This window comes from Streptomyces rugosispiralis (assembly GCF_024505145.1).
Lineage (GTDB): Bacteria > Actinomycetota > Actinomycetes > Streptomycetales > Streptomycetaceae > Streptomyces > Streptomyces rugosispiralis.
Window position 1 is genome coordinate 96,618 of record NZ_JANIAA010000032.1, and the last position, 21,534, is coordinate 118,151.

Consider the following 21,534-nt stretch of genomic DNA (forward strand, 5'->3'; position numbering starts at 1 on the left):
GGGGGCACGCCGTTCCAGCACGTGATCGAGCCCGCTCCGGATGAGTGGAAATCGCGTACCGGCGCGACGCGGCGCTGATCACGTCGAGCCGCCGCCGGTTGCGTCGGCTATGGGTTCAGGCGCGGACCAGGGGTGTGTCGACCAGATGCTCGGCCAGGAACCACGCCTGCAGTTCGCCGGTCCGGATCACCTGTGAGACAAGCAGGTCGTTGGTGCCGTCGTCGCCCAGCTCACCGGTGCGGGACGCCGCGTCATGGGCGTCGGCGAGAACGGTCTCGTGTGCCGCCAGCAACCGCGAGAGCATGGCGGGCACTTCCTCCACGCCGTCCGGAGGCCGCGGGATCGACGTGATCTCGGCGACGTGCCGGGAATCACCCACCGCGACACCGCCCAGGGTCTGGACCCGCTCGGCGAGGGTGTCGACGAGCGCGAGCTGTTCCCCGGCGTGCTTGTCCAGCACGAGGTGCAGTTGGTAGAAGGTCGCGCCGCGCACCAGCCAGTGGTGCTTCTTGTACAGGCCGTAGAGGATCTGGGTGTCCGCCAGGACTCTGTTGAGGCGCTGGCAGGAGTACATACGCGCGTCGTGGGAGAGGCCGAGGGGGAACTGCTTGACGGTCCCGAACTCCTGGATGATCTCACCCTTCTGATGCAGCCAGGGCTGACTGCTCACATGCTGGGTGCCGATGGTCATGATCCGCCTCCTGCGGTCTGGGCTCTGCTCGCGGGAGTGACGCTAGGCGCCCGCACGTAGGACGCATTGACCAGGAGCGCATGCGGTGGTGCTCGGCAGCGCACTGAGCGAGGGGTCCGGTGCCCGGTGTTCCCTGTCGGGCAAGTACCCGTGCGCCGACGGGCACGTCCCCGTTCCTCGTCCGCTCTAACTTCTCGCCGACGGCGTCAGCCGACGAACGACGTCAGCCGACGAACGGCGAGGAAAGGCATGAAGGTGAGCGAGCAGGCCGATGTGGTCGTACCGGACCGTGGAAGCCGCTCCGGGGGCGCTCCGCCGAGCCGCTTCTCGCCGGTGCGTACGCGGCGGGCCGGGCGGTGGCCGGGAGGACGGCGCGGAGACTCCCACGGCACCATGCCGGGCCGGGACCCCGGTGAGCCGCACAGGACCGCCACCTCGTTGGAGCTCCTCTTCGACCTGTGCTTTGTCATCGCGGTGGCGCAGGCGTCCGCGAGCCTGAGTACAGCGGTGACCGGCGGGCACTACATCACCGGTTCTCTGCGCTTCGCGCTGGTGTTCTTCACCATCTGGTGGGCGTGGATGAACTTCACATGGTTCGCTTCCGCCTACGACCCGGACGACGTCCCGTACCGGTTGGCGGTGCTGGTCCAGATCACGGGGTCCCTCGTGCTCGCGGCCGGTGTGCCGCGGGCGTTCGAGGAGGGCGACCTTCGCGTCATCACGCTGGGATACGCGGTTCTCCGCACCGCCCTGGCCGTCCTGTGGCTGCGTGCGGCGCGATCGGACCCCGGTCGGCGTCGAACGGCTCTCCGCTTCGCCACCGGAGTGACGGCCTGTCAGGTCGGCTGGGTCGCGATGCCCTTCCTGCCTGCCCGGGTACAGCCGCCCGTCATCATCGTGTTGATCATTGCCGAGGTCTCCGTCCCGGTGTGGGCGCAGGTCGCCGGGATGACCCCGTGGCATCCGCACCACATCGCCGAGCGGTACGAGCTGTTCACCCTCATCGTGCTCGGTGAGTCCATCGCGGCCGCGGCGGCGGCCGTGCGCAGTGCCTTCGACCGGAGCCACGAGGTCGGCGCGCTGTACACGCTGGCAACGGGTGGCCTGCTCATGGTCTTCGCCATGTGGTGGCTGTATTTCGCCAGACCGGCGCACACACTGCTCGCCACGACGCACCAGGCCCCTCTCAAGAGGTTCACCTGGGCGTACGGCCACTACCTGATCTTCGCCTCCGCGGCCGCCGCGGGCGCCGGACTGGCGGCGTACGCCGAGCTCCTCACGCGCGGCCCCGATGTGCCCTCGGCGGCAGCGGGTGCCGCGGTCACCTTGCCGGTGGCGGTCTTCCTGATCACCGTGTGGGCCGTACACATTCGGCCGCACCAGCGGAGCGTGGTCGAGCGGTTCGCGTATCCCGGTGCCGCGATCGCTGTTCTGGCGGCTGCCCAGTTCCCGGCACCGGCCCTGATCGCCGGTCTGCTGGCCGCGGCCCTGGTCGTCGTGGTCACGGTGGCCGACCGGACCGGGCGCGAGCGGCACTGAGTGAAACGCGGCTGCGCGGACGAAGCGAGTTCGTCCGCGCAGCCGGTGTCCGACCCCGAGTCAGCCGTTGAGTCTCAGGCGGTGTGCAGGGCGGAGCGCAGGGTGTCGGCCGCCAGCGTGATGGCGGCCTCGGCGGCGTGGGTCTCGCGCAGGGCGTTGAGCATCACGAAGTCGTGGATGATGCCCTGGAAGCGGACAGCGGTGACCGGGACCCCGGCCTGGCGGAGCTTGTTGGCGTACGCCTCGCCCTCGTCGCGCAGCACATCGGCCTCGGCGGTGATGACCAGGGCCGGAGGCAGGCCGGTGAGCTGCTCGGTGGTGGCGCGCAGCGGGGAGGCGGTGATCTGGGCGCGCTCGGCCTCGTCGGTCGTGTACTGGTCCCAGAACCACCGCATGCCGTCGCGGCGCAGAAAGTAGCCGGTGGCGAACTGGTGGTAGGAGCCGGTGTCGAAGCTCGCGTCGGTGACCGGATAGAACATCACCTGCTGCACCAGCGGGATCCCGCCGCGCTCCTTGGCCATCAGCGTCAGCGCGGCGGTCATGTTGCCGCCGACCGAGTCACCGGCGACGGCGATGCGTGCGGGGTCCAGGCCCTTGGTCGCGCCCTGCTGGACGACCCACCGCGCGACCGTGAAGTTCTGCTCGATGGCGACCGGGTAGCGGACCTCGGGTGACAGGTCGTACTCGGGGAAGACCACGGCGGCGCCCGCGCCGACGGCGAGTTCCCGCACCAGACGGTCGTGCGTGTGGGCGTTGCCGAAGACCCAGCCCGCCCCGTGGAGGTAGATGACCACCGGGAGGGGGCCCTCGGCGCCGGCGGGCTTGACGATCCGCGCCCGGACGCCGCCCGTGGGCCCGCCCGGGACGGTGATCCACTCCTCGTCGACCGCGGGCTTGGCGATGTCGCCCGACTGCACCTCGTCGACGGCCCTGCGCCCTTCCGCCGGGGGCAGGTCGAACAGGTACGGCGGATTGGCGGTCGCCTCCGCGAAGGCGGCCGCCGCGGGTTCCAGCACCGGCTGTACCGGCTCGATGGGATCGGACATGGGAATCTCCTGGGTGTTCATAGGGACGCCGACTCTTCCGGCGACGGCACGTTAAAACCTTCGGACACGTGTGTTTTGCCCTTGAGCGCACTGCTTCTGTCCTCGCAGTGCAGGACTGTCGTCTGGCCTCCGCCATGACATTCGGAGAAGCGTGCGGCAGTGCGCGGTGAGGCAAACCGCTGTGCACTGGCAGGACATGGGGGTGGGTGTGCCGTCTCTATCGTGTTGCCGAAGCAACAGCGGTCCCCCGGCCCTTCCACACAGAGCTCGGTTCGATTCGAGCAGACGGGTATGCGCGTGGGACCGCGTCACCGAAGTCCGCCGTTGCCGGCCATGACGTGGACTGAAGTCGTTCTCCCAGAGGGGTTCAAGAGATGTCAACGATGCCCGTCGGCGGGCTGGTGCCGCGCGCCATCGACGAGGCCGCGGACCTCGTCGTCCGCAACGCCAAGATCCACACCGGGGACCCGGCCCGCCCGCAGGCGGGGGCGCTCGCCATCCGCGACGGCGTCATCACGGTCGTCGGTGACGACAAGGACGTGGCTCCCCACGTCGGCACGGGTACGAAGGTGGTCGACGCCCTCGGGCGACGGGTGATACCCGGCCTCAACGACTCACACCTGCATGTGATCCGCGGGGGCCTGAACTACGTACTGGAGCTGCGCTGGGACGGAGTGCGCAGCCTGCGTCAGGGTCTGGCGATGCTGCGTGAGCAGGCCGCTCGAACCCCGAAGGGCCAGTGGGTGCGGGTCGTGGGGGGCTGGTCGGCCGAGCAGTTCGCCGAACGCCGGCTGCCGACCGTCGCCGAACTGAACGCCGCCGCGCCGGACACCCCGGTGTTCGTCCTGCATCTGTACCAGTCGGCCGTGCTCAACCGCGCGGCGCTCAAGGCCGCCGGCTTCACCCGGGACACGCCCGACCCCAAGGGCGGCCAGATCGTGCGCGGCCGGGACGGAGAGCCGACCGGTATGCTGCTGGCCGCTCCCAGCGCCCTCATCCTCTACTCGACCTTGGCCAAGGCGCCGGTGCTCCAGAGCGAGGAGGACAAGAAGACCTCCACCCGGCATTTCCTGCGCGAGTTGAACAGATTCGGGCTGACGTCGGCCATAGACGCCGCGGGCGGCTTCCAGAATTTCCCCGACAACTACGCCACCGTCATCGAACTGGCCAAGGCCGGCCGGCTGTCGTTGCGCATCGCCTACCATCTCTTCCCCCAGACGCCCGGCCAGGAGATCGACGACCTGGCCCGCTGGATCGAAACGGTCCGCCCCGAGGACGGGGACGCATGGCTGCGCCTGAACGGCGCGGGTGAGAACCTCACCTGGTCGGCCGCCGACTTCGAGAACTTCACCCAGCCGCGTCCGGATCTCGCCCCCGGCTACGAGGCGGATTTCGAGCAGGCCGTACGCCTCCTCATGGAGAACGGATGGGGCTTCCGGCTGCACGCCACCTACGACGAAACCATCCGCCGTGACCTCGCGGTGTTCGAGAAACTCGCCGCGGAAGGGCTCTTCCCCGCCGGGAACCGGTGGCTGTTCGACCACGCGGAGACCGCCTCCCCCGAAAGCCTGGACCGCATCGCCGCCCTCGGCGGCGCCATGTCCGTACAGAACCGTCTGTCCTTCCAGGGCGAGGCGTTCGTACGGCGTTACGGCCCCGGAGCGGCCGCGGACGCCCCGCCGATCCGGGCCATGCTGAACCGCGGCCTGACCGTGGGCGCCGGCACCGACGCCACCCGGGTGTCCACCTACAACCCCTGGGTCGCCCTGCACTGGCTCGTCAGCGGCCGCACCGTCGGCGATCTGGCGCTGCGCCCGCCGGCGAACCGCGTCGACCGGCGGACGGCACTGGCGATGTTCACGCGCGCCGGCGCCGCACTGACCGGCGAGGACAAGGTCAAGGGCGTGCTGCAGCCGGGGTGTTACGCGGACCTGGCGGTTCTCTCCGAGGATTACTTCATCGTGCCCGAGCCGGACATCGCCCACATCGAGTCGCTGCTCACGGTGACCGGCGGCCGGATCGTCTACGGCGCCGCCGAATACGAAGGGCTCGACGAGGAACTCCCCCCTGTCAGCCCGGCCTGGAGTCCGGTGGCGCACTTCGGCGGCTACCGGGCGGCCCGGCGGGCGCCCCTGCCCGGCGCGCACCAGGCGGAGTTGCTCGGCCAGGCCGTCGCCGAGTCGGAGCAGCACCGCCGGTGGCGCATCGCGCGCGGCCTCGCCGTGGACTCCGCGAGCACTCCCTTCGATCCCTGCTTCGACCTCTGAACTCCCCCCAAGGGCCCGGCCCTGAGCCGCCCCTTGCGGGACATCCACGGGCTCCGTCCAACAGGACGGCGTTCCCCACGGCACGGACAACAGTCCGCGCCACCACTTGCCGAGAAGGGCGCACACTCATGGTCAATATCGCCGAGGTCACCGCTGCCCCCAGCCCCGACCTGCTCACTCCGGACAATTGCGCGGTTCTCTTCGTGGACCACCAGCCGCAGATGTTCTTCGGCACCGGCAGCGGCGACCGCACCGCCATCATCAACTCCACCGTGGGCCTGGCGAAGTCCGCGAAGGTGTTCGACGTGCCCGTCGTGCTGAGCACCGTGGCCGCCGAGTCCTTCTCCGGGCCGCTCATGCCGCGGCTGGCGGAGGTCTTCCCCGAGCAGGAGATCGTCGACCGCAGCACGATGAACGCCTGGGAGGACGCGAACTTCGTCGAGGCCGTCAAGGCCACCGGCCGCGAGAAGCTCGTCATCGCCGGCCTGTGGACCGAGGTCTGCGTCGTCCTGCCGGCGTTGTCCGCCATCGCTCAGGGCTACGAGGTCTACGTGGTCACCGACGCGTCCGGCGGTGTCAGCCCGCAGGCCCACGAGCACGCGATCCAGCGCATGGTGCAGGCCGGCGCGGTCCCGGTGACCTGGGTGCAGGTGCTCCTGGAGCTCCAGCGCGACTGGGCCCGCACCGAGACGTACGCCGCCGTGGGCGACGTGGTCAAGGAGCACGGCGGCGCCTACGGCCTCGGGATGGTCTACGCACAGGCCATCCTCGGCGCCCACGCCGCCGGCTGACCCACGGCCCGGATACGTCAGGAACAGGCAGGTACACGATGGACGCTGGACTGTTGATCCTCCGGCTGGTGGTGGGGCTGCTCATCGCCGCGCACGGTGTGCAGAAGGTGAGCTTCCGGCTCGGAGGCAACGGATTCGAGGGCGGGACCGAGGAGTTCCGCCGGGACGGATTCCGCGGCGGTCGGCTGACCGCGCTCGTCGCCGGAGCCAGTCAGATCGGTTCCGGCCTGTTCCTGGCGGCGGGTCTGCTCACGCCCTTGGCCGCGATGGCCGCGATGGGGGTGATGACGGTCGCGGGTACCGTGAAGTGGCCCAAGGGGCTGTGGGTCCAGAACGACGGCTATGAGTACCCCCTCGTCCTGGTCGTCGTCTCCGCCGTACTGGCCCTGACCGGGCCCGGACGGTGGTCCGTGGATCACGCGCTGGGCGTCACCCCCTGGCCGGTGTGGGTCTCCGTCGCCGCGGTCGTGACGGGTCCCGGGAGCGGCTTGCTCACGCGCGTGGTGCTGCGTCGGCCGGTCTCGGCGCGCTCATAGGAGGCCGGCTCGTCCTGCTCAGCGGGCGCCGACGTCCGACGCTGCCAGGGCCTGCCATTCGCTGGGGGACATGCCGTACGCGTCCCGGAAGGTGCGGCTGAAATGCGCTGGGCTGCTGAAACCCCAGCGGTGCGCCACGGCGGCCACGGTGATCCTTCGGTTCGGCGTCCGGCTCAGCTCGTGCCTGCAGGCGTCGAGTCTCCGCTGCCGCACCCAGTGGCTCACCGTGGTGCCGTCGTTCTGGAAGAGCTTGTGCAGGTAGCGGACCGAGATGCGGTGCGCGCGTGCGATCGATTCCGGTAGCAGGTCCGGCTCCATCAAATGCTCTTCGATATAGGCCCGGATCCGGGTCAGCATCTCGTTGCCGGCCTTCGGCACACCCGACGCCTCGGCCGCGGCCTCCGTCTCGAGGAGTTCCATGACAAGGACAGCGACGAGATCCATGGCACTGCGGGCGAGCCGGTCACCGATCATCGACGTCCGGAACTCCGCCACGGCGGCGAACGCGGAGAGAAGGTCCGACACGAGCGCGCCCAAGCCCCGGCCGCCTGGCACGGTCACCCCTACGACGCGGTCCAGATCCGCCTCCGAAACTCCCAGATAACAGCGGGGCATACGGAAGACCGTCAGCCGGCAGTCGTCGCCGAACCGCAGGGCATGACGCCGGCTCGGATCGCAGAAGACGAGGTCACCCGGCTCCAGGAAAACCTCGTCCCCTTCCCCGGTGATCGCGGCCGAGCGACGGCCGATCATTCCCAGGTAGAGGAATTCCTCATTCCGCTCGTCCGGTACTGCGGGAACGATCTGGATGCACCCCGATGGCGTGGTCATACGATCGAGAACGGGTTCGGCGGTGGACATGCTGCTCTTTGTCCGGCCGGTGGGTGCGTACGGCTGGGAGTCCAGGAGTTCGGCCGCGGCCTGCTCGGGCAGCGGCCCCAACAGCACGGTGGGCAGGTCAGCCGGGACCCCGGCGGGGGCCGTGTGGCCACGCGCGGTCAGCAGTACCGAAACGTCCTGTGCGGTGATACGGCGCATCACGAAACCGCATACGTCGAGGGAATCCCGGTCGAAGTGCTGGACGTCGTCGAGGGCCAGCAGGACGCGCCGCCGGTTCGAGACCTCGCTCAACAGCGCCAGGACGGCAGTACGCAGCAGCATGGAGTCGGGCGGCCCCTCGTCGAGAGCGATACCGAACGCCGTCTCGAGCGCCTTGCGCAGATGGTCGGGCAGCGCGGCGGCATCGGACATGACGGGGAGGAGCAGCTGGTGCAGGGACGCGAAGGACTGGGGCGACTCGGCCACGATGCCCTGGGCCGCCAGGACGAGCGTTCCCCTGTCACGTGCGTGGTCCACGGCGGCCGCCAGCAGCCCCGACTTGCCCGTGCCGGCGTCGCCGAGCAGGAGCAGCGTCCGGGGTGCGGTCCACCCCTCCTCGACGATGTCCAGGACCCGAGCGACCTCGGCCTGCCGCCCCACCAGCCGTATGCCGGGCGCCGGGGAGCGCGTGGTGCCGGGCCCGGCTCCCGGCTCGGCCTCGGTCAGTTCGGCCACGACGGCTCCTTCTTCGTTTCGTCCGGGCCCGCCCGGAAGGCGGTCATTCGCTTCCCGCCAATAGCTCGCCGATGACACCGTCCAGGTCCGCCTGATGCCCCTCCGTGCCCGGTGGCACGGGCAGGCCGGTCCGCCGCGGGAACGCGATGACCGATCGCCGCCATTCACTGGGGGACATCCCGTAGGCGGCCCGGAACACCCGGCTGAAATGGGCAGCGCTGGTGAAGCCCCACCGGCGTGCCACCGCGGCGATGGTGAGGCCCGTGTCCTCCCGGCGGCCAAGATCCCGTAGGCACGCCTCCAGCCTGCGGCTCTGGATCCACCGGCTGACCGTGGTGCCCTCGCGCTCGAACAGTTTGTGCAGGTAGCGCACGGAAATGTGGTGGGCGTGGGCGATGCCCTTGGGAGACAGACCCGGATCTTCGAGATGCCGCCCGATGAACGCCCGGATCCGCAGCAGTAGCGCCGCGTCGCCGCTGGGAGTCCCGGTGGAGATCCTGCCGAGCCGCTCGTCGGCCAGGACGGTCAGGATGTCCACGACATTGCGGCCGATCGACTCGCCGGTGTGCGCACGGTACGTTCCGGCCTCGTCCGCGAGCCGCGCCAGGCAGGTGGCCAGCAGCCCGCCGAGCGCCGTGCCGTCGCGGAGGGGGGACGCCGTGATGTGCCGCAGATCAGACTCGCTCAGGCCCAGGACCTGCCGGGGCACCACGAGGGACTTGGTCTGGAAGCGATCACCGAGGACCAGCCGGACCGGGCGTGCCATGTCGTAGATGAAGACTTCCCCTTGCCGCAGGGCGACGTCGCGGCTGTCCTGCTCGAGCCGGGCGTCCCCCTTGCTCAGCAGCTTCACAACGACGTACTGCTCCTCGTCGCCCTGGGCGATGAGCCGCGGCGTGCGCCGGGCCTCCAGCGGATCACCGTCCACCGTGGTGACCTGGAGCCGGCCGAGCGGCGCGGTGCGGATCGTTCCCGAGTTCACCTCTCGGGCCACCGACATGTCCACGGCGCCGAAGGTCCGGGACAGCGCCTCGCGCCAGTAGGCGCGTCGCCGGTGGGCAGGCACCGTAGCCATGGTGAGCACGTCGCCCGCGAAGCTTCCCTCGTCGGGTGCCGGTGCGCCGTCCCGCGCCTTCCCCCGTCTTTCAATTTTCTGAGCCACTCCCCCATCGTCACGACAAACCGGAACCCGGACATCGCACGGATCGTGCGATGCGGGGCGGGGCCCGTGTGATACGGAGCGATTACTCTCCGCTGTCACGGGCGCCGGCCAGTTGCGCCAGCTCCACCCGCGAGGTGATGTCGAGCTTGGTGAAGGCGCGTCGCAGGTGCGAGCTGACCGTGTGCGGCGAGAGGGAGAGACGCTCGGCGACCTGCCGGTTGGTCAGCCCCTGTGCGACGAGCCGCACCACACCGACTTCCGAGGCGGTCAGCTCAGGCCACCTCTTCACGGTTCCCGCGGACGTGGTCCGCCGCCGGACGCCCGCCGCCCGCAGGCGGCTGCGGACGCGCGCGATGTCGCGCTCGGCGCCCGCCTCCGTGTAGAGGGCGAGGGCGGTGTCGAGATAGGGCACGGCTTCGGACGCACGGGTGGCGGCCAGCTTGCGCCCGGCGTCCTCGAGCGCCGACGCGCGGGCCAGGAGCCGGGGACAGCCGTCGTACAGGCGGATGGCGCGCAGCAGGTGAGCGAGGTCGTTGTCGAGCAGGCCGCGCGCGTGAGCGGCCGATGCGGCCAGGATCGTGAAGTCGGGGTTGAGCTTCGCGCGTCGCTCCGCCACGCAGACGGCGACTTCGGCCTTTTCGTGGGCACCGGCCCGCAGCGCCATGCGGACGAAGACAGGAGCGTCAGCGGGATCGTCGGGGCTGGCGAGGGAAGGGCTCTCCGCGGGGAGCGCCGCGGTCGCTTCGCCGAGTACCCGCATGGCCAGGTCGGGCCGGCCCTCGAAGTCCGCCACCAGCGCCGTCATCCAGGAGCCGACATTGCGGACGAGCGGCGCCTCGTCCCGCAGCATCCGCTCGGCCTGGGCCGCGTACATGCGTGCGGCCTCCTGATCGTTGGTGTGGACGGCGATCCGCACCAGCGTGTACAGAAGGGTGGCGTCGGCGAAATTGCCCATGCCCAGCTCGTCGACCATCGCCGACGCGGCTTCCGCCTCGGCCCGGGCGTCCGCCAGCCGCCCGGCGTCCAGGAGTACGCGCGAGCGGTGCATGAGCCACAGGAACATCGCGGCGGCCTGGCCCCGACGCCGGGTGTCCCGGACCCCGGCCTCGGACTCCGCGAGCGCCTCACCCGCCCGGCCCGCCGCGTTGAGCAGGAAGCCCTTCCACAACGCCTCCGGGACCCACAGGCAGTGGGCGATGCCGAGGTCGGCCGCCGTCGCGGCGGCCCTGTCCGCCAGCCGGAACGCCGCTTTCCAGTCCATTCGGTAGAAGAGCACGACCGATTCGACGGCCATCGCGGTGGCCTCGGCGCCCCGCTCCCCCGCCCCCGCGGCGGCGTCCAGCGCCTCGGTCACGGCGTGGGCACATGCCTCCATGTCCCCGATGTTCGCCAGGTTGAGGCAGAGCAGCGCCAGCAGCTGGGCCCGCAGCGGTGGCGGCAGACCGGGCAGCGCGGCCCCGGCACGGGCCTGCCGGACCGCTTCCATGAAGTCGAACTGGCTGGACAGGCGCGCCAGCCCCATCCGTACCCGTGCCTCGTCCTCGGGCCGGAGGATACCGGGCAGGGTCGAGGCACCCAGCGCCTTGGCACGCGCGGCCTGCCCGCTCTGCCACAGCAGAACGATGGTTTCCGCCACGATCGCGGGCCGTTCCGGCGCGTCCTCGGGGGTGAGCTCCATGGCCCGACAGCTGAGTTCGGCCGCCGGAGCGGACGCGGTGGGCGCGAGTTCCGCCGCGGCGGTACGCAGCCGCTCGACGGCCGGACGGTCCCCGACCTCCGCGCTGTCGGCCAGGAGCGTGGCGGCCTCGACAGCGGGCGCGCCGTGTGCCAGCAGCACCTCGGCGGCATGACGGCGCAGGGCCCGGCGTACGGAGACCGGCAGGGCGGCTTCGACCGCCTCGCGGATCAGGTCGTGGCGGAAGTACAGACGGCCGTCCCGTTCGACCAGCAGGTCGGAGTCGAGGGACTCCCGCACCGCGGTGATCAGCGCCGCGGCCGGTCGCCCGAGCAGCTCGGCCAGCAGGTCCACGGTGAGCGAGCGGCCCACGGCGGACGCGGTCTGCACAACGTCGCGGGCCGGTGCGGACAGCAGATCGAGGCGATGTCCGACGGTGGACAGCAGACGGGCCGGAATGGCTTGTCCCGACAGTCGGGCCACACCGTCCGCGACGCTTACGAAGTCCTCGTCCCGCAGCCCGCCGAGCATCTCCACCAGCAGCAGCGGCAGGCCCTCGGCGCGGCGGGCGACTTCGAGGACCCCGGCATCGGGCGCCGCGCCCAGGACGTCCCCGGCGATCTGCGCCACCGCGTCGTCCGTGAGCGGCCCGAGGCGCAACTCGTACCCGCCGACCTGTCGCAATCGGTCCAACGACCCGCGCACCAACGGGCTCGGGGTCCCGTCGCGCACGGCCACCAGCCACAGGATCGCGTGCGACGACAGCCTGGTCGAGAGGGTGCGGACAGCGAGAAGTGTCAGGTCGTCGCACCACTGAAGGTCGTCGAGGACGATGAGCAGCGGCCGGTCGAGGGCCATCTGCTCCAGCCGGTCCTGCAGTTCCTGAAGCAGCCAGAACCGCTGGTCAGGAGTGGTGGACAGCTCCCGGAGCCGCTCGGCGTCGAGCAGGGGTTCGACGCCGGACGCCAACCCGCCGAGCAGCGGGGCGAGCGGCACGAAATGTTCGTCGGGATCCGCGCCGCCCAGGAACGTGCGGAAGCCACGCCGCACCGCGGCGGCGTGCCCCTCCGCCAGGAGCCGGCTCTTGCCACTGCCCGGCGGGCCCTCGACGCACACGACCCCGCCGTGGCCACGGGCGAGGGCGTCGAGTCGTGCGTCGAGGAACGCCAGTTCCTCGTCCCGGCCACGCACCGGTCCCTGCCGGGCACCCGTCCTGCCGGAAAGGGGACGCTTCGGGTACCGGTCCACACACCATCCTCAAGAACCATGGCCGCACGGGTGCGGCTGCGGCAGGCGTGCGACGCGGTGAATCTACCCGAAGCATGCCATAAGCCGGCCGGAACGGATGAAGGTGCCCTCCCGTACGGAAGCGCTCGCCTCCCCGGAGCCGGAGGCGGCCCTCGGAGTGGTGCGGCCCGCCGGGGGTCGGCCCGCCGGGGGGCCCGCCGGGGGGCGCCGGGGGGGGGCGGCCCGCCGGGGGGGGGCGGCCTCAGTCGAATCGCAGGTCGGAGAGGCGCCGCTCGAGCACGGTGATGTCGTCCTCCGCCGGCTCCCGCTCCACCGCGCGGGTGGCCATGAGGGCGGCCAGCTCGGCGCCCGCCCGCCGGATCCGCGCGGGCAGCCCCTCGGTGTACTCGTCGCCCCCGGATCCCCAGTCCTCGGACGCCGCGTACACCGCGGTGGGGACGACGGTGGCGCGCAGATAGGCGAAAAGCGGGCGCAGGGCGTGTTCGAGGACCAGGGAGTGGCGGGCCGTGCCTCCGGTGGCCGCGACGAGGACCGGCTTGCCGGTGAGGGCGTCCGGGTCGATCAGGTCGAAGAAGGACTTGAACAGCCCGCTGTAGGAGGCGGTGAACACGGGGGTCACGGCGATCAGGCCGTGGGCGCCCGTCACCGCGTCGAGGGCGGCGGCCAGGGGCGGCGGGGGGAATCCGGTCACGAGGTTGTTGGCGACGGCGACGGCCAGCTCCCGCACCTCGATGACCTCGGTCTCCACGTCCTGGCCACCGGCGGCTAGCTCGCCGCCGGCCGACTCGGCGAGCCGGTCGGCGAGCAGGCGTGTGGCGGACGGGGTGCTCAGTCCCGCGGACACAGCGACGAGCTTCATGCGGCGGACACCTCGCGAACGGCTCGCAGCGACTCGTGCGTGGGAGCGTCCGGCACATCGGCCGGGCGACCGATCGCGAACTCCTTCCGCAGCACGGGCACCACCTCTTCACCGAGGATGTCGATCTGTTCCAGGACGGTCTTCAGGGGCAGCCCCGCGTGGTCCATCAGGAACAGCTGCCGCTGGTAGTCACCGACGGTCTCGCGGAACGACAGTGTCCGCTCGATGACCTGCTGGGGAGAGCCCACCGTCAGCGGCGTCTGCTCGGTGAACTCCTCAAGCGAGGGCCCGTGCCCGTAGACGGGCGCGTTGTCGAAGTAGGGGCGGAACTCCCGCACGGCCTCCTGGGAGTTCTTCCGCATGAAGACCTGTCCGCCGAGGCCGACGATGGCCTCCTCCGGCCGGCCGTGCCCGTGGAAGGCGTACCGCCGCCGGTACAGCCGGACCATCTGCCGCGTGTGGTCGGCGGGCCAGAAGATGTTGTTGTGGAAGAAGCCGTCGCCGTAGAAGGCCGCCTGCTCGGCGATCTCCGGCGAGCGGATCGAGCCGTGCCAGACGAACGGCGGTACGCCGTCCAGCGGGCGCGGCGTGGAGGTGAAGCCCTGCAGCGGCGTACGGAACTTCCCCTCCCAGCTCACGACGTCCTCGCGCCACAGCCGGCGCAGCAGGGCGTAGTTCTCCTTCGCCAGGTTGATGCCCTGCCGGATGTCCTGGCCGAACCACGGATACACCGGGCCGGTGTTGCCGCGCCCCATCATCAGGTCGACCCGGCCGTCGGCCAGGTGCTGGAGCATCGCGTAGTCCTCGGCGATCTTCACCGGATCGTTGGTGGTGATCAGCGTCGTGGCGGTGGAAAGGAGCAACCTCTCGGTACGGGCGGCGATGTAGCCGAGCATCGTGGTCGGGGACGACGGTACGAACGGCGGGTTGTGGTGCTCACCGGTCGCGAAGACGTCGAGGCCGACCTCTTCCGCCTTCAGCGCGATGGCGACCATCGCCTTGATGCGTTCGCGCTCCGACGGCGTACGGGCGTCGGTCGGGTCGGGGGTCACGTCCCCCACCGAGAAAATTCCGAACTGCATGGGGCCTCTTCGTTCCGGCGACTGTGTAGGTGCCGGAAATGTAGGCAGCGGTCGGACGGTCGTCATGCCTGTACGCGCAGGGGAGCTTGCCCGTGAGCGCCCTGTCCCGGCCCGCGTGGAGGCATCCACCGAACCTGCTGCTCGACGAGCCGGTGGCCGGCCTGGACCGCCGCACCGCCGAGGCGCTTCTGACCGCACTGCCCGCCCGTGGGATCACTTCCGCAGGAAGGTGAGGAGTGCGGCGTTGACCTCTTCCGCGTGAGTCCAGAGCAAGCCGTGCGGAGCGGCCTCGATCTCCACGTAGTCCGCGGACGGGAGGGCCTTGTGGGGGGCGGGTACGCAGGCAGGGCTCCAGCGAGTCGACGCCCGGGAGGGTAGGTCAGCTGCCGGTGGCGTTCTCCCGGCTGCCGTCGGCGAGGACGTGACCGCACTCGACCATGCGGAGGGTCTGCCGCAGCGCCCCTCGGGGCGGTACTTGTCGTCGATGAACCCGGCAGCCAACTCCGCCGCATAGCAGATCGGACGGGACGGCCTGTTGGCCAAGCGCACAGACCATGCGCGGAATCCCTGGACAGACACCGCATACCCACGGCCCGCCCGTGCCGGATGCTGGGCGTATCCGGTTACGCGGCACGTAACCGCATCGAAGAAGGAGACCTGATGCGACGCAGGACAAGTGTGGTCGCGGCCTTGGCGGTCCTCGTCCCCTTGCTGGCCGCTCCCGCCGTGTCGGCCGCAACACCACGGTGTGACACACAGGCCATCGAAAGGGCGCTGAAGGAACTGAGCGGCGCCGACGCCTCGGGGATCAGCGTGACGGTGAAGAGTCCACGCTGCGGTGTTCGGAACGCCGGGGTCGGCCTCGCCGATCTGGGGACGGGGCGCAAGGCCGTCGGCAATGAGCACAGCCGTATCGCCAGCAACACCAAGACCTGGGTGGCCACCGTCGTGCTCCAGCTCGTCGGCGAAGGCAAGATCAAGCTCGATGGCACCGTCGACGACTATCTGCCGGGTCTGATCCGCACCGAGCACTACGACGGGCGCGAGATCACGATTCGACAGCTGCTGCAACACACCAGTGGCCTGCCCGATTACCTGGACGCGCCGTACTGGGACGACGAGGTTGCGCACCGCTGGGACCACTTCGAGCCCCTGGACACGGTCCTGCAGGCGTTGACTCTGCCCCCGGCCGACGACAGCACTCCGCACGGCTTCTCCTACTCCAACACCAACTACAACCTGGCCGGGCTGATCGTCGCCAAGGTCACCGGTCGCAGCATCAGCACCGAGATCGAAGAGCGGATCATCAAGCCCCTCGGACTGCGCCACACGTCCTGGCCGGGCGACCGGACCACGCTCCCCGAGCCGGACTTGCGAAGCTACGTGAAGCGATCCGGGAAACTGCTGGACTGGACGGAATGGAACGTCTCCGGGTCCGACGCATCGGGTGCCCTGGTCTCCACCGGTGCCGACGTCACCACCTTCTGGACCGCGCTGATGTCCGGGAAGCTGCTGGCCCCAGCCCAACTGGCCGAGATGAAGCGGACCGTTCCGGACCCCGAGGAGAGCGGCGGGCGCTACGGCCTGGGAGTCGAGCGCTACGAGAGCACCCCGGGCTTCGTCACTTGGGGACACAGCGGCTTCATGGAGACCGGTCACAAGCTCAGGAACGCCGTCACCGATGACGGCCGGCGGGCCGTGACCCTGCTGATCGGCTCGGAAGAGTTCAAGGAGGAGAAGGTGGACTCCATCCTCCGCGAACTCATCCGCGACCTCCGCTGACAGGGATCGACTGTCAGGGGCCGGCCGACCGGGAGCCCTCGGCCAGGACCCTCAACTGCAGCCAGAGAACCAGCCGTTCATCGGGGTCCTCCAGGTCGATCCCGAGCTGCCGGCCGACCTGCTTGAGACGGTAGCGGCAGGTATTGGGATGGACGGAGAGCGCCTTGGCCGCGCCCGCCACGTCACAGCCCGCGTCGAACCAGGACACCAGGGTGCGGGCGTAATCGGTGCCGTACTCAGCGTCCGCCGCCAGCACTCGCCGCCAGGCACCCGTCCGCAACCCTCGCCGCTCCCGCATCACATCGGAAAGCCGCAGCAGTGTCACCCGGGGACGCACCTCGTCCACGGTGGCCACCGGCAGATCGTCATTGAGCAGCCGCAGGACCGTATCCGCGTCCGCACGCGAGTCCACCACCCCGCCGGGGCTGGGCACCACCGGGCCGAGCGCTGCCCGTACCGGCACCCGCAGCGACCGCGCGGCCCGGCGCACGGTGTCCTCCGCCAACTGCCGGTGCCGCCGGTCGGTCGCCTTCAGCCCCTGCGGCGCATGCTCCCCGCCGTGTTCCCCGGGCGCGGGCAGCAGGGCGTACACCACCCCGTCCAGGAGCACACACGCATGCTGCCCGTACCGGGCCTCGCACTGCAGGCGCACCACGCCCAGCAGCCTGAGCAGGGCCCGCTCGGCGTCCGGCACGCTTGCCGCGGAATCCAGCACGAACGCGGCCACCCGGACCGCGTCCCACTCCAGACGGTGTGCCGTCGAGGCATCCGCCGAACCGTCCAGCAACCGGCGTACCACGTCGACGTTCTGATCGCGGGCCAGCTCCTGGGCCAGGCGGGCCCGTAACAGAAGCAGCGCCGCCGTGGAGGCGCCCTGGGCCAGGGTCTTCTCGGCGTCCGCGGCGAGCATGCCGTCGTCGACCACCCAGATCGAGCCGAGAGTCTCACCACCGGCCCGCACCGCTACGGCGAGCCGCGGCAGTTCACCCTCGGCGAGCGGGGGCAGCCGCACCGGCCCGCGCGAGCCGAACACCAGCCGGACCTGGTCCGTGTTCTCCACGCTGTCCGGGACCTGGAGGCCGAGAATGCCCTGACGGCGGTCCTCGTCGACCGGCTGGCCGGGCACGGTGGAGTAAGCCAGAATCCGCTTGTGCGGGTCCTCCACGGACGTCGCCCCACCGGTCGCCGCCGCGATCGCGTCGACCAGCGCGAACAGATCACCCAGCCGGCCACCGGGGGCGGACCGGGCGCCGATCGCCGAGGCCAGCATCAGATGCACATGGTGCCAGGACGCTCCCTCGTCGACCGACAGCAGCGCCACGCCATATGTCTCGGCCTCCCCGACCGGCCCGTCGGTGCCCCGCACCACGATCCCGGTCATCCCGGCCTCCGCCGCGGCCCGCACCAGCGGCCCGGCCGCCGCCGGCCGCACGCCGACCGCCAGCAGCAGGGCCCCGGGTACGCGCGGGAACGGGGCGTGCGCGTCGTACAGCAGCACCTCGGTGACCGGGGCGGCAGGCCCGACGGGCGCGGTGTGAAGCCGCAGGGCCAAGCTGTCGACGAGGTCGCCGAGCCGACAAGCGTCCACTAGTGCTCCTCATAGCTCGGGCCCGACCGGGCTGCTGCCCGGACAGCACACCGCGTCCTCTCCGGACAGCACACCGCGTCCGCCGCCGAGGCCGGCCAGAACGACCCTAGTGTGGCCCGTCCCGCGTTGCAGTGCCCGGCGTACAGGTTGAGGACCGTACGCGGGTGTCGTGCACCGGTGATCAGGAGTCGGACGAACGCGGCGGTCGTCACGCGGGACGGTGGCGCGCTGTCGGCGGCCGCACGGTGGGCCGCCCGGCGGTATGCCTTTCAGCAGGACAGGAGGCTTACCGCCGGGCGGGGTATGAGGCGCCGGCCCGGCGAGGGGATGGCGCGGCGGGCCGGGTGTGCATGGTGCCGCGGGTGAGGGGGATGCAGGTGGTACGGGTCGGCGTAGGCCGGCGCAGGGTCGGGAGAGAGCGTTCGGGCCAGTCATCTCGGGCCAGCGGGTGGGCCAAGACGCCGAGCGGTCCGGGCGCTTGGGCCCGTTTCAGTCGATGAGGTCGAGGGCGGTGGCGACGAGGCTGTCCGTATCGATGCCGTGGTAGCGGCAGACGTCCTCGATCGCCCCGGACTGGCCGAACCGGGTCACGCCGAGGGTGCTGACGGGAACGTTCCGGATCGTGCTCAGGAAGGCCAAGGTGTGGGGGTGGCCGTCCAGGACGGTGACGAGGGGGGTTGCCCGCTCGACGGGGAAGACCTGGTCGAGGATCCAGGTGGGGTCGTCCATCGCGGCGAGGGTGACCACGGGCTTGTCGCACTGTCGCAGCCGGTAGGCTCCGGCGGTCACCTGCCGACGACGGCGTTCGCGGGCCGCCGGGTCGCTGGGCACGGCGGCTGCCGACTGGTCGACGGGCCCGTGCGGTACGGGTCATGGAAGAGATCGGTGTTGACGCACTGATTGCCACAACCGCCGAGAACGTCACCTACTCCAGCAACTTCTGGGCCCTGTCCCAGTGGCTCCGGCGAGGCCCCCAGGTATACGTCGCACTGTCCCGACAGGCACTGGGCGAGAATCCCTGGCTGGTCGTGGGCACCGGGTCGCTGGGCCTTCTCGCCGGCCAGCAGGTCTGGGTCGAAAACGTCGTCCGTTACGGATTCTTCTCGCTGAAGGGCTCCGTACCTGGCCACGGGCTCGACCGCGACCGGGCCATGGCCGAGCAGAAGCGCCTCGGCGACCTGCTGGAGTCCCCGTGCGAGGACGGGCCGACCTCCTGGGCAGCACGGTGAACCCCACCATCGGGCCAGCCGTAGGGTTGACCCGATGAGCGGGGATCTACGCATGTGCTTCATCGGCGACTCCCCTCTGCGGGGCGCCGACGACAGTCAGGCGACACCTACGACCTGGATCGCGCCATCGAGGCCATCGACGAGGCCGTCGCCACCACCCCGGAGGGGCACCCGGGCCTCGCGCGAACACACCACAACCTCGGCCGGTGCCACCGGTCGCGGTTCGGCGCACCTCGTCGTATCGGCTGACCAGCCACAACCCGGTGTCCGGGGCGTACGTCACGGGGGCCTCGGCCCGGAGCCGGTCCAGCCAGGGGTACGGGTCACGGACGAAGCCGTCGCTGAAGAGGTCGAGCGGATCGAGCGGATCGAACGGATCGAGCGGGTCACGGGTGCCGAGCGCCACCGGGCAGCCTCCTCGGCTGGTCCCGGCGGTTCCGCTGTGGGCGGGGAAGGTGTTCGGGACCGGGGAAGCCACGGCCGGAAGCTAACACGCCACGGCGCGCCCCGGTCTCCGTTGTGCGCGGCATCACTCGTTCAAGCGGAGCCGGCCTCAGTGCTCGGCGCCGTCCTCGACGAGACGTCGCAGCGAGGGAAGCAGGGCGTCGATGTCCTGCCCGGTCCTGAACGCGACGACGGTGGTACCACCGCCGGGCCCCGGTGAGGAGCCGGGCGCCGAAAAGAGGGCGAGCACCTCACGCATCGCCTCGTCCACCTCGGCGACCGGGTCGGACGACTCGCCCCGAAGCCAGCGACGCAGCACGTGGTTGTGAGCGGCGACCACCGCGGCGGCCATGAGTTCGGCCCTCAGCGAGGCCGATTCCGTCGGACCCCCCATCCAGTCCGCGATGAACTCCCGGAACAGTCGCTGATAACGGCCCACACTGGCGATCTCCCGGTCACGCAGGGCAGCCACCTTGCTCGTGAGGGCGTATCGCCGCCTCGCCAGGTCGCCCTCGTCCACATAGTGCAGCAGTACGAGCCGAACCGCGTCCGACACGGCGACCAGAGCGGTGCTGTGGCTCGAGGTCGCCAGCCGATCTCTGATCAACGCCAGGAGCCGATCGTGGTCCGGAAAGATGACGTCTTCCTTGGAACGGTAGTTCCGGAAGAACGTCGTGCGCCCGAGCCCCGCTCGCTCAGCGATGTCGTCGACGGTCGTCTGCTCGTATCCGCGCTCGTCGAAGAGCGCGAATGCGGCGTCTGCCAGTCGGATCCGTGCAGGTAGCTTGCTCATGACCGCCCATCCTTCCCCGCCGTGCCGCGTGGACGCCACTTGCCTCGTCTCGATGGGACCGAGTACCGAATTCTTCGGGTACCGGGCGCCGAGTGGCGCGGTGTCGCTTTCCCGCGAGGAGCGAGCCCGGCACTCCCCCACACCCGACCAGGGACATCTTCGCCCGCCACCACAAGGAACCGCCGCGCCGGCACACCATCACGTCCAGCGCCCCCACCGGGTTTGGAACTGAGTACTTTACTTGCGGCACTCAGTGCCATAGCTTGGATATGCACGCCACCACAGCGGTGCGACGTGCCACAGCCGTGACCGGTGAGCCCTCGCCTCCCGTCACGGGTCGTTTCGGGCCGGGGACGGAGAGAGACACCGTGCTCCATACAGCGATCGAAACCACGGACAGCGCCCCCACCGCGTGGGAGGCCGACGCGAGCGCGAACCCGCCCCTGGAGGCGGACCGCCCCAGGCAGGTGCCGCTGGGCGGAGTGGGGGGTGGTGAGCTGTACTTCCAGCGCTGCCACTGGTGTCGGACCGCGGTCTTCCGCCGTCTGCTGTGTCCCGTCTGCGCCTCCACCGATCTTGCCTGGGAGCTCAGTTGCGGCATCGGCGTCATCCGCCGCGTCATGGCCGTGGGTCGGAGCCCCGGGGGCCAGTGCGCACTCGCCACCATCAACATGGACGAAGGATTCTGGCTGTGCTCCAGGGTCATCGGCATGCCGCCGCTCACCGTGCGGGTCGGGGCCCCGGTGTGTCTGACAGAAGGCATCGAGTCCGGCCCCCAGGCACTCCTGTTTCGCCTCTGCGAGACTCCGCCGCGATGAACGCCGAGGCAGCGACGACCACTTGCCCCGGCCGGACGACGGCAACGGCGATCCTCGGTTCCGCGGGGCGGTCGCCCACCCTCCCCGCGCCCAGCGGCCACTGCCCATCACCTCTGGAGTGCCTCCGATGATCCCTGCCTGCCACCTGCCACGCCGCCCCCCGCTGCCGACCGATTCGTTCCTGCCGAGAACGCTGAGACGCAATGACGTAACGGTGCCTCCCGGCGCCGGTCTGACGGCCCCGCCCCACCAACCGACCACCCTCGTTCCGGGTTCCCCGGTGCGGATGGCAGTGCCGTTCCCGCTCGGAGGCTCCTTCACCGCCGCCCCGGCGACCGGACTCTTGCCGACCGCCCAGCACGTCATCAGCGCCCACCCTCGGAAGGGAGACGAGCAGTGAGCACCGAGCCCGCGCAGCCGGCCGACGTCA

17 protein-coding genes and 2 pseudogenes are annotated in these 21,534 nt (G+C 70.7%); 8 read left to right on the forward strand and 11 right to left on the reverse strand.

Annotated elements, in window-relative coordinates; genetic code table 11:
• Window positions 1-115: 115 nt before the first annotated feature.
• The gene (locus NP777_RS34210) at window positions 116-691 is read right to left on the reverse strand and encodes a Dps family protein (protein ID WP_256654067.1); all 576 of its coding nucleotides are present in this window, start codon (window positions 689-691) and stop codon (window positions 116-118) included.
• Between the two features lie 249 nt (window positions 692-940).
• On the opposite strand from NP777_RS34210, the gene NP777_RS34215 reads away from it, so the two are divergent.
• Complete coding sequence (locus NP777_RS34215; RefSeq protein ID WP_256654068.1) at window positions 941-2,230, forward strand: low temperature requirement protein A; 1,290 nt, start codon at window positions 941-943, stop codon at window positions 2,228-2,230.
• Between the two features lie 74 nt (window positions 2,231-2,304).
• Here NP777_RS34215 and NP777_RS34220 read toward each other — a convergent pair whose 3' ends face one another.
• Window positions 2,305-3,276, reverse strand: a complete 972-nt coding sequence (locus NP777_RS34220) for an alpha/beta hydrolase (RefSeq protein WP_256654069.1) — start codon at window positions 3,274-3,276, stop codon at window positions 2,305-2,307.
• Between the two features lie 374 nt (window positions 3,277-3,650).
• Here NP777_RS34220 and NP777_RS34225 point away from each other — a divergent pair, with 374 nt between their 5' ends.
• The 3 genes from NP777_RS34225 to NP777_RS34235 all read left to right on the forward strand — a co-directional run bounded on the left by NP777_RS34225 (window position 3,651) and on the right by NP777_RS34235 (window position 6,870).
• Complete coding sequence (locus tag NP777_RS34225; RefSeq protein ID WP_256654070.1) at window positions 3,651-5,543, forward strand: amidohydrolase; 1,893 nt, start codon at window positions 3,651-3,653, stop codon at window positions 5,541-5,543.
• A gap of 128 nt (window positions 5,544-5,671) precedes the next feature.
• Window positions 5,672-6,334 carry a hydrolase gene (locus tag NP777_RS34230; protein WP_256654071.1) on the forward strand — a complete coding sequence of 221 codons (663 nt, stop codon included), beginning with the start codon at window positions 5,672-5,674 and terminating at the stop codon, window positions 6,332-6,334.
• A 38-nt stretch (window positions 6,335-6,372) separates the two neighbouring features.
• Entirely contained in the window at window positions 6,373-6,870 is a 498-nt protein-coding gene (locus NP777_RS34235; RefSeq protein ID WP_256654072.1) for a DoxX family protein, read from the forward strand.
• 18 nt (window positions 6,871-6,888) lie between these two features.
• Here NP777_RS34235 and NP777_RS34240 read toward each other — a convergent pair whose 3' ends face one another.
• From NP777_RS34240 to NP777_RS34260, 5 genes are all read right to left on the reverse strand, one after another.
• A complete protein-coding gene (locus tag NP777_RS34240) occupies window positions 6,889-8,424 on the reverse strand; it encodes a helix-turn-helix domain-containing protein (RefSeq protein WP_256654073.1) in 1,536 nt (511 codons plus the stop codon).
• 43 nt (window positions 8,425-8,467) lie between these two features.
• A complete protein-coding gene (locus tag NP777_RS34245) occupies window positions 8,468-9,499 on the reverse strand; it encodes a helix-turn-helix domain-containing protein (RefSeq protein ID WP_256654074.1) in 1,032 nt (343 codons plus the stop codon).
• Window positions 9,500-9,668: 169 nt separating this feature from the next.
• The gene (locus tag NP777_RS34250) at window positions 9,669-12,509 is read right to left on the reverse strand and encodes a helix-turn-helix transcriptional regulator (RefSeq protein ID WP_256654075.1); all 2,841 of its coding nucleotides are present in this window, start codon (window positions 12,507-12,509) and stop codon (window positions 9,669-9,671) included.
• A gap of 241 nt (window positions 12,510-12,750) precedes the next feature.
• Window positions 12,751-13,368, reverse strand: a complete 618-nt coding sequence (locus NP777_RS34255; RefSeq protein WP_256654076.1) for an FMN reductase — start codon at window positions 13,366-13,368, stop codon at window positions 12,751-12,753.
• A complete protein-coding gene (locus NP777_RS34260) occupies window positions 13,365-14,450 on the reverse strand; it encodes an LLM class flavin-dependent oxidoreductase (RefSeq protein ID WP_256654077.1) in 1,086 nt (361 codons plus the stop codon). Before NP777_RS34260 ends, NP777_RS34255 begins: the two co-directional genes overlap by 4 nt.
• A 92-nt stretch (window positions 14,451-14,542) precedes the next feature.
• Between NP777_RS34260 and NP777_RS34265 the strand changes: the two genes are divergently transcribed.
• Window positions 14,543-14,683 (forward strand): hypothetical protein, encoded by a 141-nt coding sequence (locus NP777_RS34265; RefSeq protein WP_256654078.1) that lies wholly within the window; start codon window positions 14,543-14,545, stop codon window positions 14,681-14,683.
• Here the strand turns inward: NP777_RS34265 and NP777_RS34270 are convergent.
• Window positions 14,664-14,777 (reverse strand): annotated as a pseudogene (locus tag NP777_RS34270) (alpha/beta fold hydrolase); the annotation flags it as partial. The gene NP777_RS34265 and the pseudogene NP777_RS34270 overlap by 20 nt on opposite strands.
• A 333-nt stretch (window positions 14,778-15,110) precedes the next feature.
• On the opposite strand from NP777_RS34270, the gene NP777_RS34275 reads away from it, so the two are divergent.
• Window positions 15,111-16,232: a serine hydrolase domain-containing protein gene (locus NP777_RS34275; protein ID WP_256654079.1), complete on the forward strand. Its 1,122-nt coding sequence runs from the start codon at window positions 15,111-15,113 to the stop codon at window positions 16,230-16,232.
• A 13-nt stretch (window positions 16,233-16,245) separates the two neighbouring features.
• On the opposite strand, the gene NP777_RS34280 is transcribed toward NP777_RS34275, so the two are convergent.
• On the reverse strand, window positions 16,246-17,820 hold the full coding sequence (locus NP777_RS34280; RefSeq protein WP_256654080.1) for a PucR family transcriptional regulator: 1,575 nt from the start codon (window positions 17,818-17,820) through the stop codon (window positions 16,246-16,248).
• A 489-nt stretch (window positions 17,821-18,309) separates the two neighbouring features.
• Window positions 18,310-18,675: pseudogene (locus NP777_RS34285) on the reverse strand (pyruvate dehydrogenase); the annotation flags it as partial.
• Window positions 18,676-18,692: 17 nt separating this feature from the next.
• Between NP777_RS34285 and NP777_RS34290 the strand changes: the two are divergent.
• A complete protein-coding gene (locus tag NP777_RS34290; protein WP_256654082.1) occupies window positions 18,693-19,049 on the forward strand; it encodes a hypothetical protein in 357 nt (118 codons plus the stop codon).
• 553 nt (window positions 19,050-19,602) lie between these two features.
• Here NP777_RS34290 and NP777_RS34295 read toward each other — a convergent pair.
• The gene (locus NP777_RS34295; protein WP_256654083.1) at window positions 19,603-20,286 is read right to left on the reverse strand and encodes a TetR/AcrR family transcriptional regulator; all 684 of its coding nucleotides are present in this window, start codon (window positions 20,284-20,286) and stop codon (window positions 19,603-19,605) included.
• A gap of 368 nt (window positions 20,287-20,654) precedes the next feature.
• On the opposite strand from NP777_RS34295, the gene NP777_RS34300 reads away from it, so the two are divergent.
• Window positions 20,655-21,104, forward strand: coding sequence for a Zn-ribbon domain-containing OB-fold protein (locus tag NP777_RS34300; RefSeq protein WP_256654084.1), 450 nt, complete (start codon window positions 20,655-20,657; stop codon window positions 21,102-21,104).
• Window positions 21,105-21,534: the final 430 nt, after the last annotated feature.

What these genes read in the sequence shown, in the direction of transcription:
- NP777_RS34225 (WP_256654070.1), top strand. Translation starts at nt 3,651, where the DNA reads ATGTCAACGATGCCCGTCGGCGGGCTGGTGCCGCGCGCCATCGACGAG.
- NP777_RS34235 (WP_256654072.1), top strand. Translation starts at nt 6,373, where the DNA reads ATGGACGCTGGACTGTTGATCCTCCGGCTGGTGGTGGGGCTGCTCATC.
- NP777_RS34215 (WP_256654068.1), top strand. Translation starts at nt 941, where the DNA reads ATGAAGGTGAGCGAGCAGGCCGATGTGGTCGTACCGGACCGTGGAAGC.
- NP777_RS34245 (WP_256654074.1), bottom strand. Translation starts at nt 9,499, where the DNA reads ATGGCTACGGTGCCTGCCCACCGGCGACGCGCCTACTGGCGCGAGGCG.
- NP777_RS34260 (WP_256654077.1), bottom strand. Translation starts at nt 14,450, where the DNA reads ATGCAGTTCGGAATTTTCTCGGTGGGGGACGTGACCCCCGACCCGACC.
- NP777_RS34230 (WP_256654071.1), top strand. Translation starts at nt 5,672, where the DNA reads ATGGTCAATATCGCCGAGGTCACCGCTGCCCCCAGCCCCGACCTGCTC.
- NP777_RS34220 (WP_256654069.1), bottom strand. Translation starts at nt 3,276, where the DNA reads ATGTCCGATCCCATCGAGCCGGTACAGCCGGTGCTGGAACCCGCGGCG.
- NP777_RS34210 (WP_256654067.1), bottom strand. Translation starts at nt 691, where the DNA reads ATGACCATCGGCACCCAGCATGTGAGCAGTCAGCCCTGGCTGCATCAG.
- NP777_RS34275 (WP_256654079.1), top strand. Translation starts at nt 15,111, where the DNA reads ATGCGACGCAGGACAAGTGTGGTCGCGGCCTTGGCGGTCCTCGTCCCC.
- NP777_RS34255 (WP_256654076.1), bottom strand. Translation starts at nt 13,368, where the DNA reads ATGAAGCTCGTCGCTGTGTCCGCGGGACTGAGCACCCCGTCCGCCACA.
- NP777_RS34295 (WP_256654083.1), bottom strand. Translation starts at nt 20,286, where the DNA reads ATGAGCAAGCTACCTGCACGGATCCGACTGGCAGACGCCGCATTCGCG.
- NP777_RS34290 (WP_256654082.1), top strand. Translation starts at nt 18,693, where the DNA reads ATGGAAGAGATCGGTGTTGACGCACTGATTGCCACAACCGCCGAGAAC.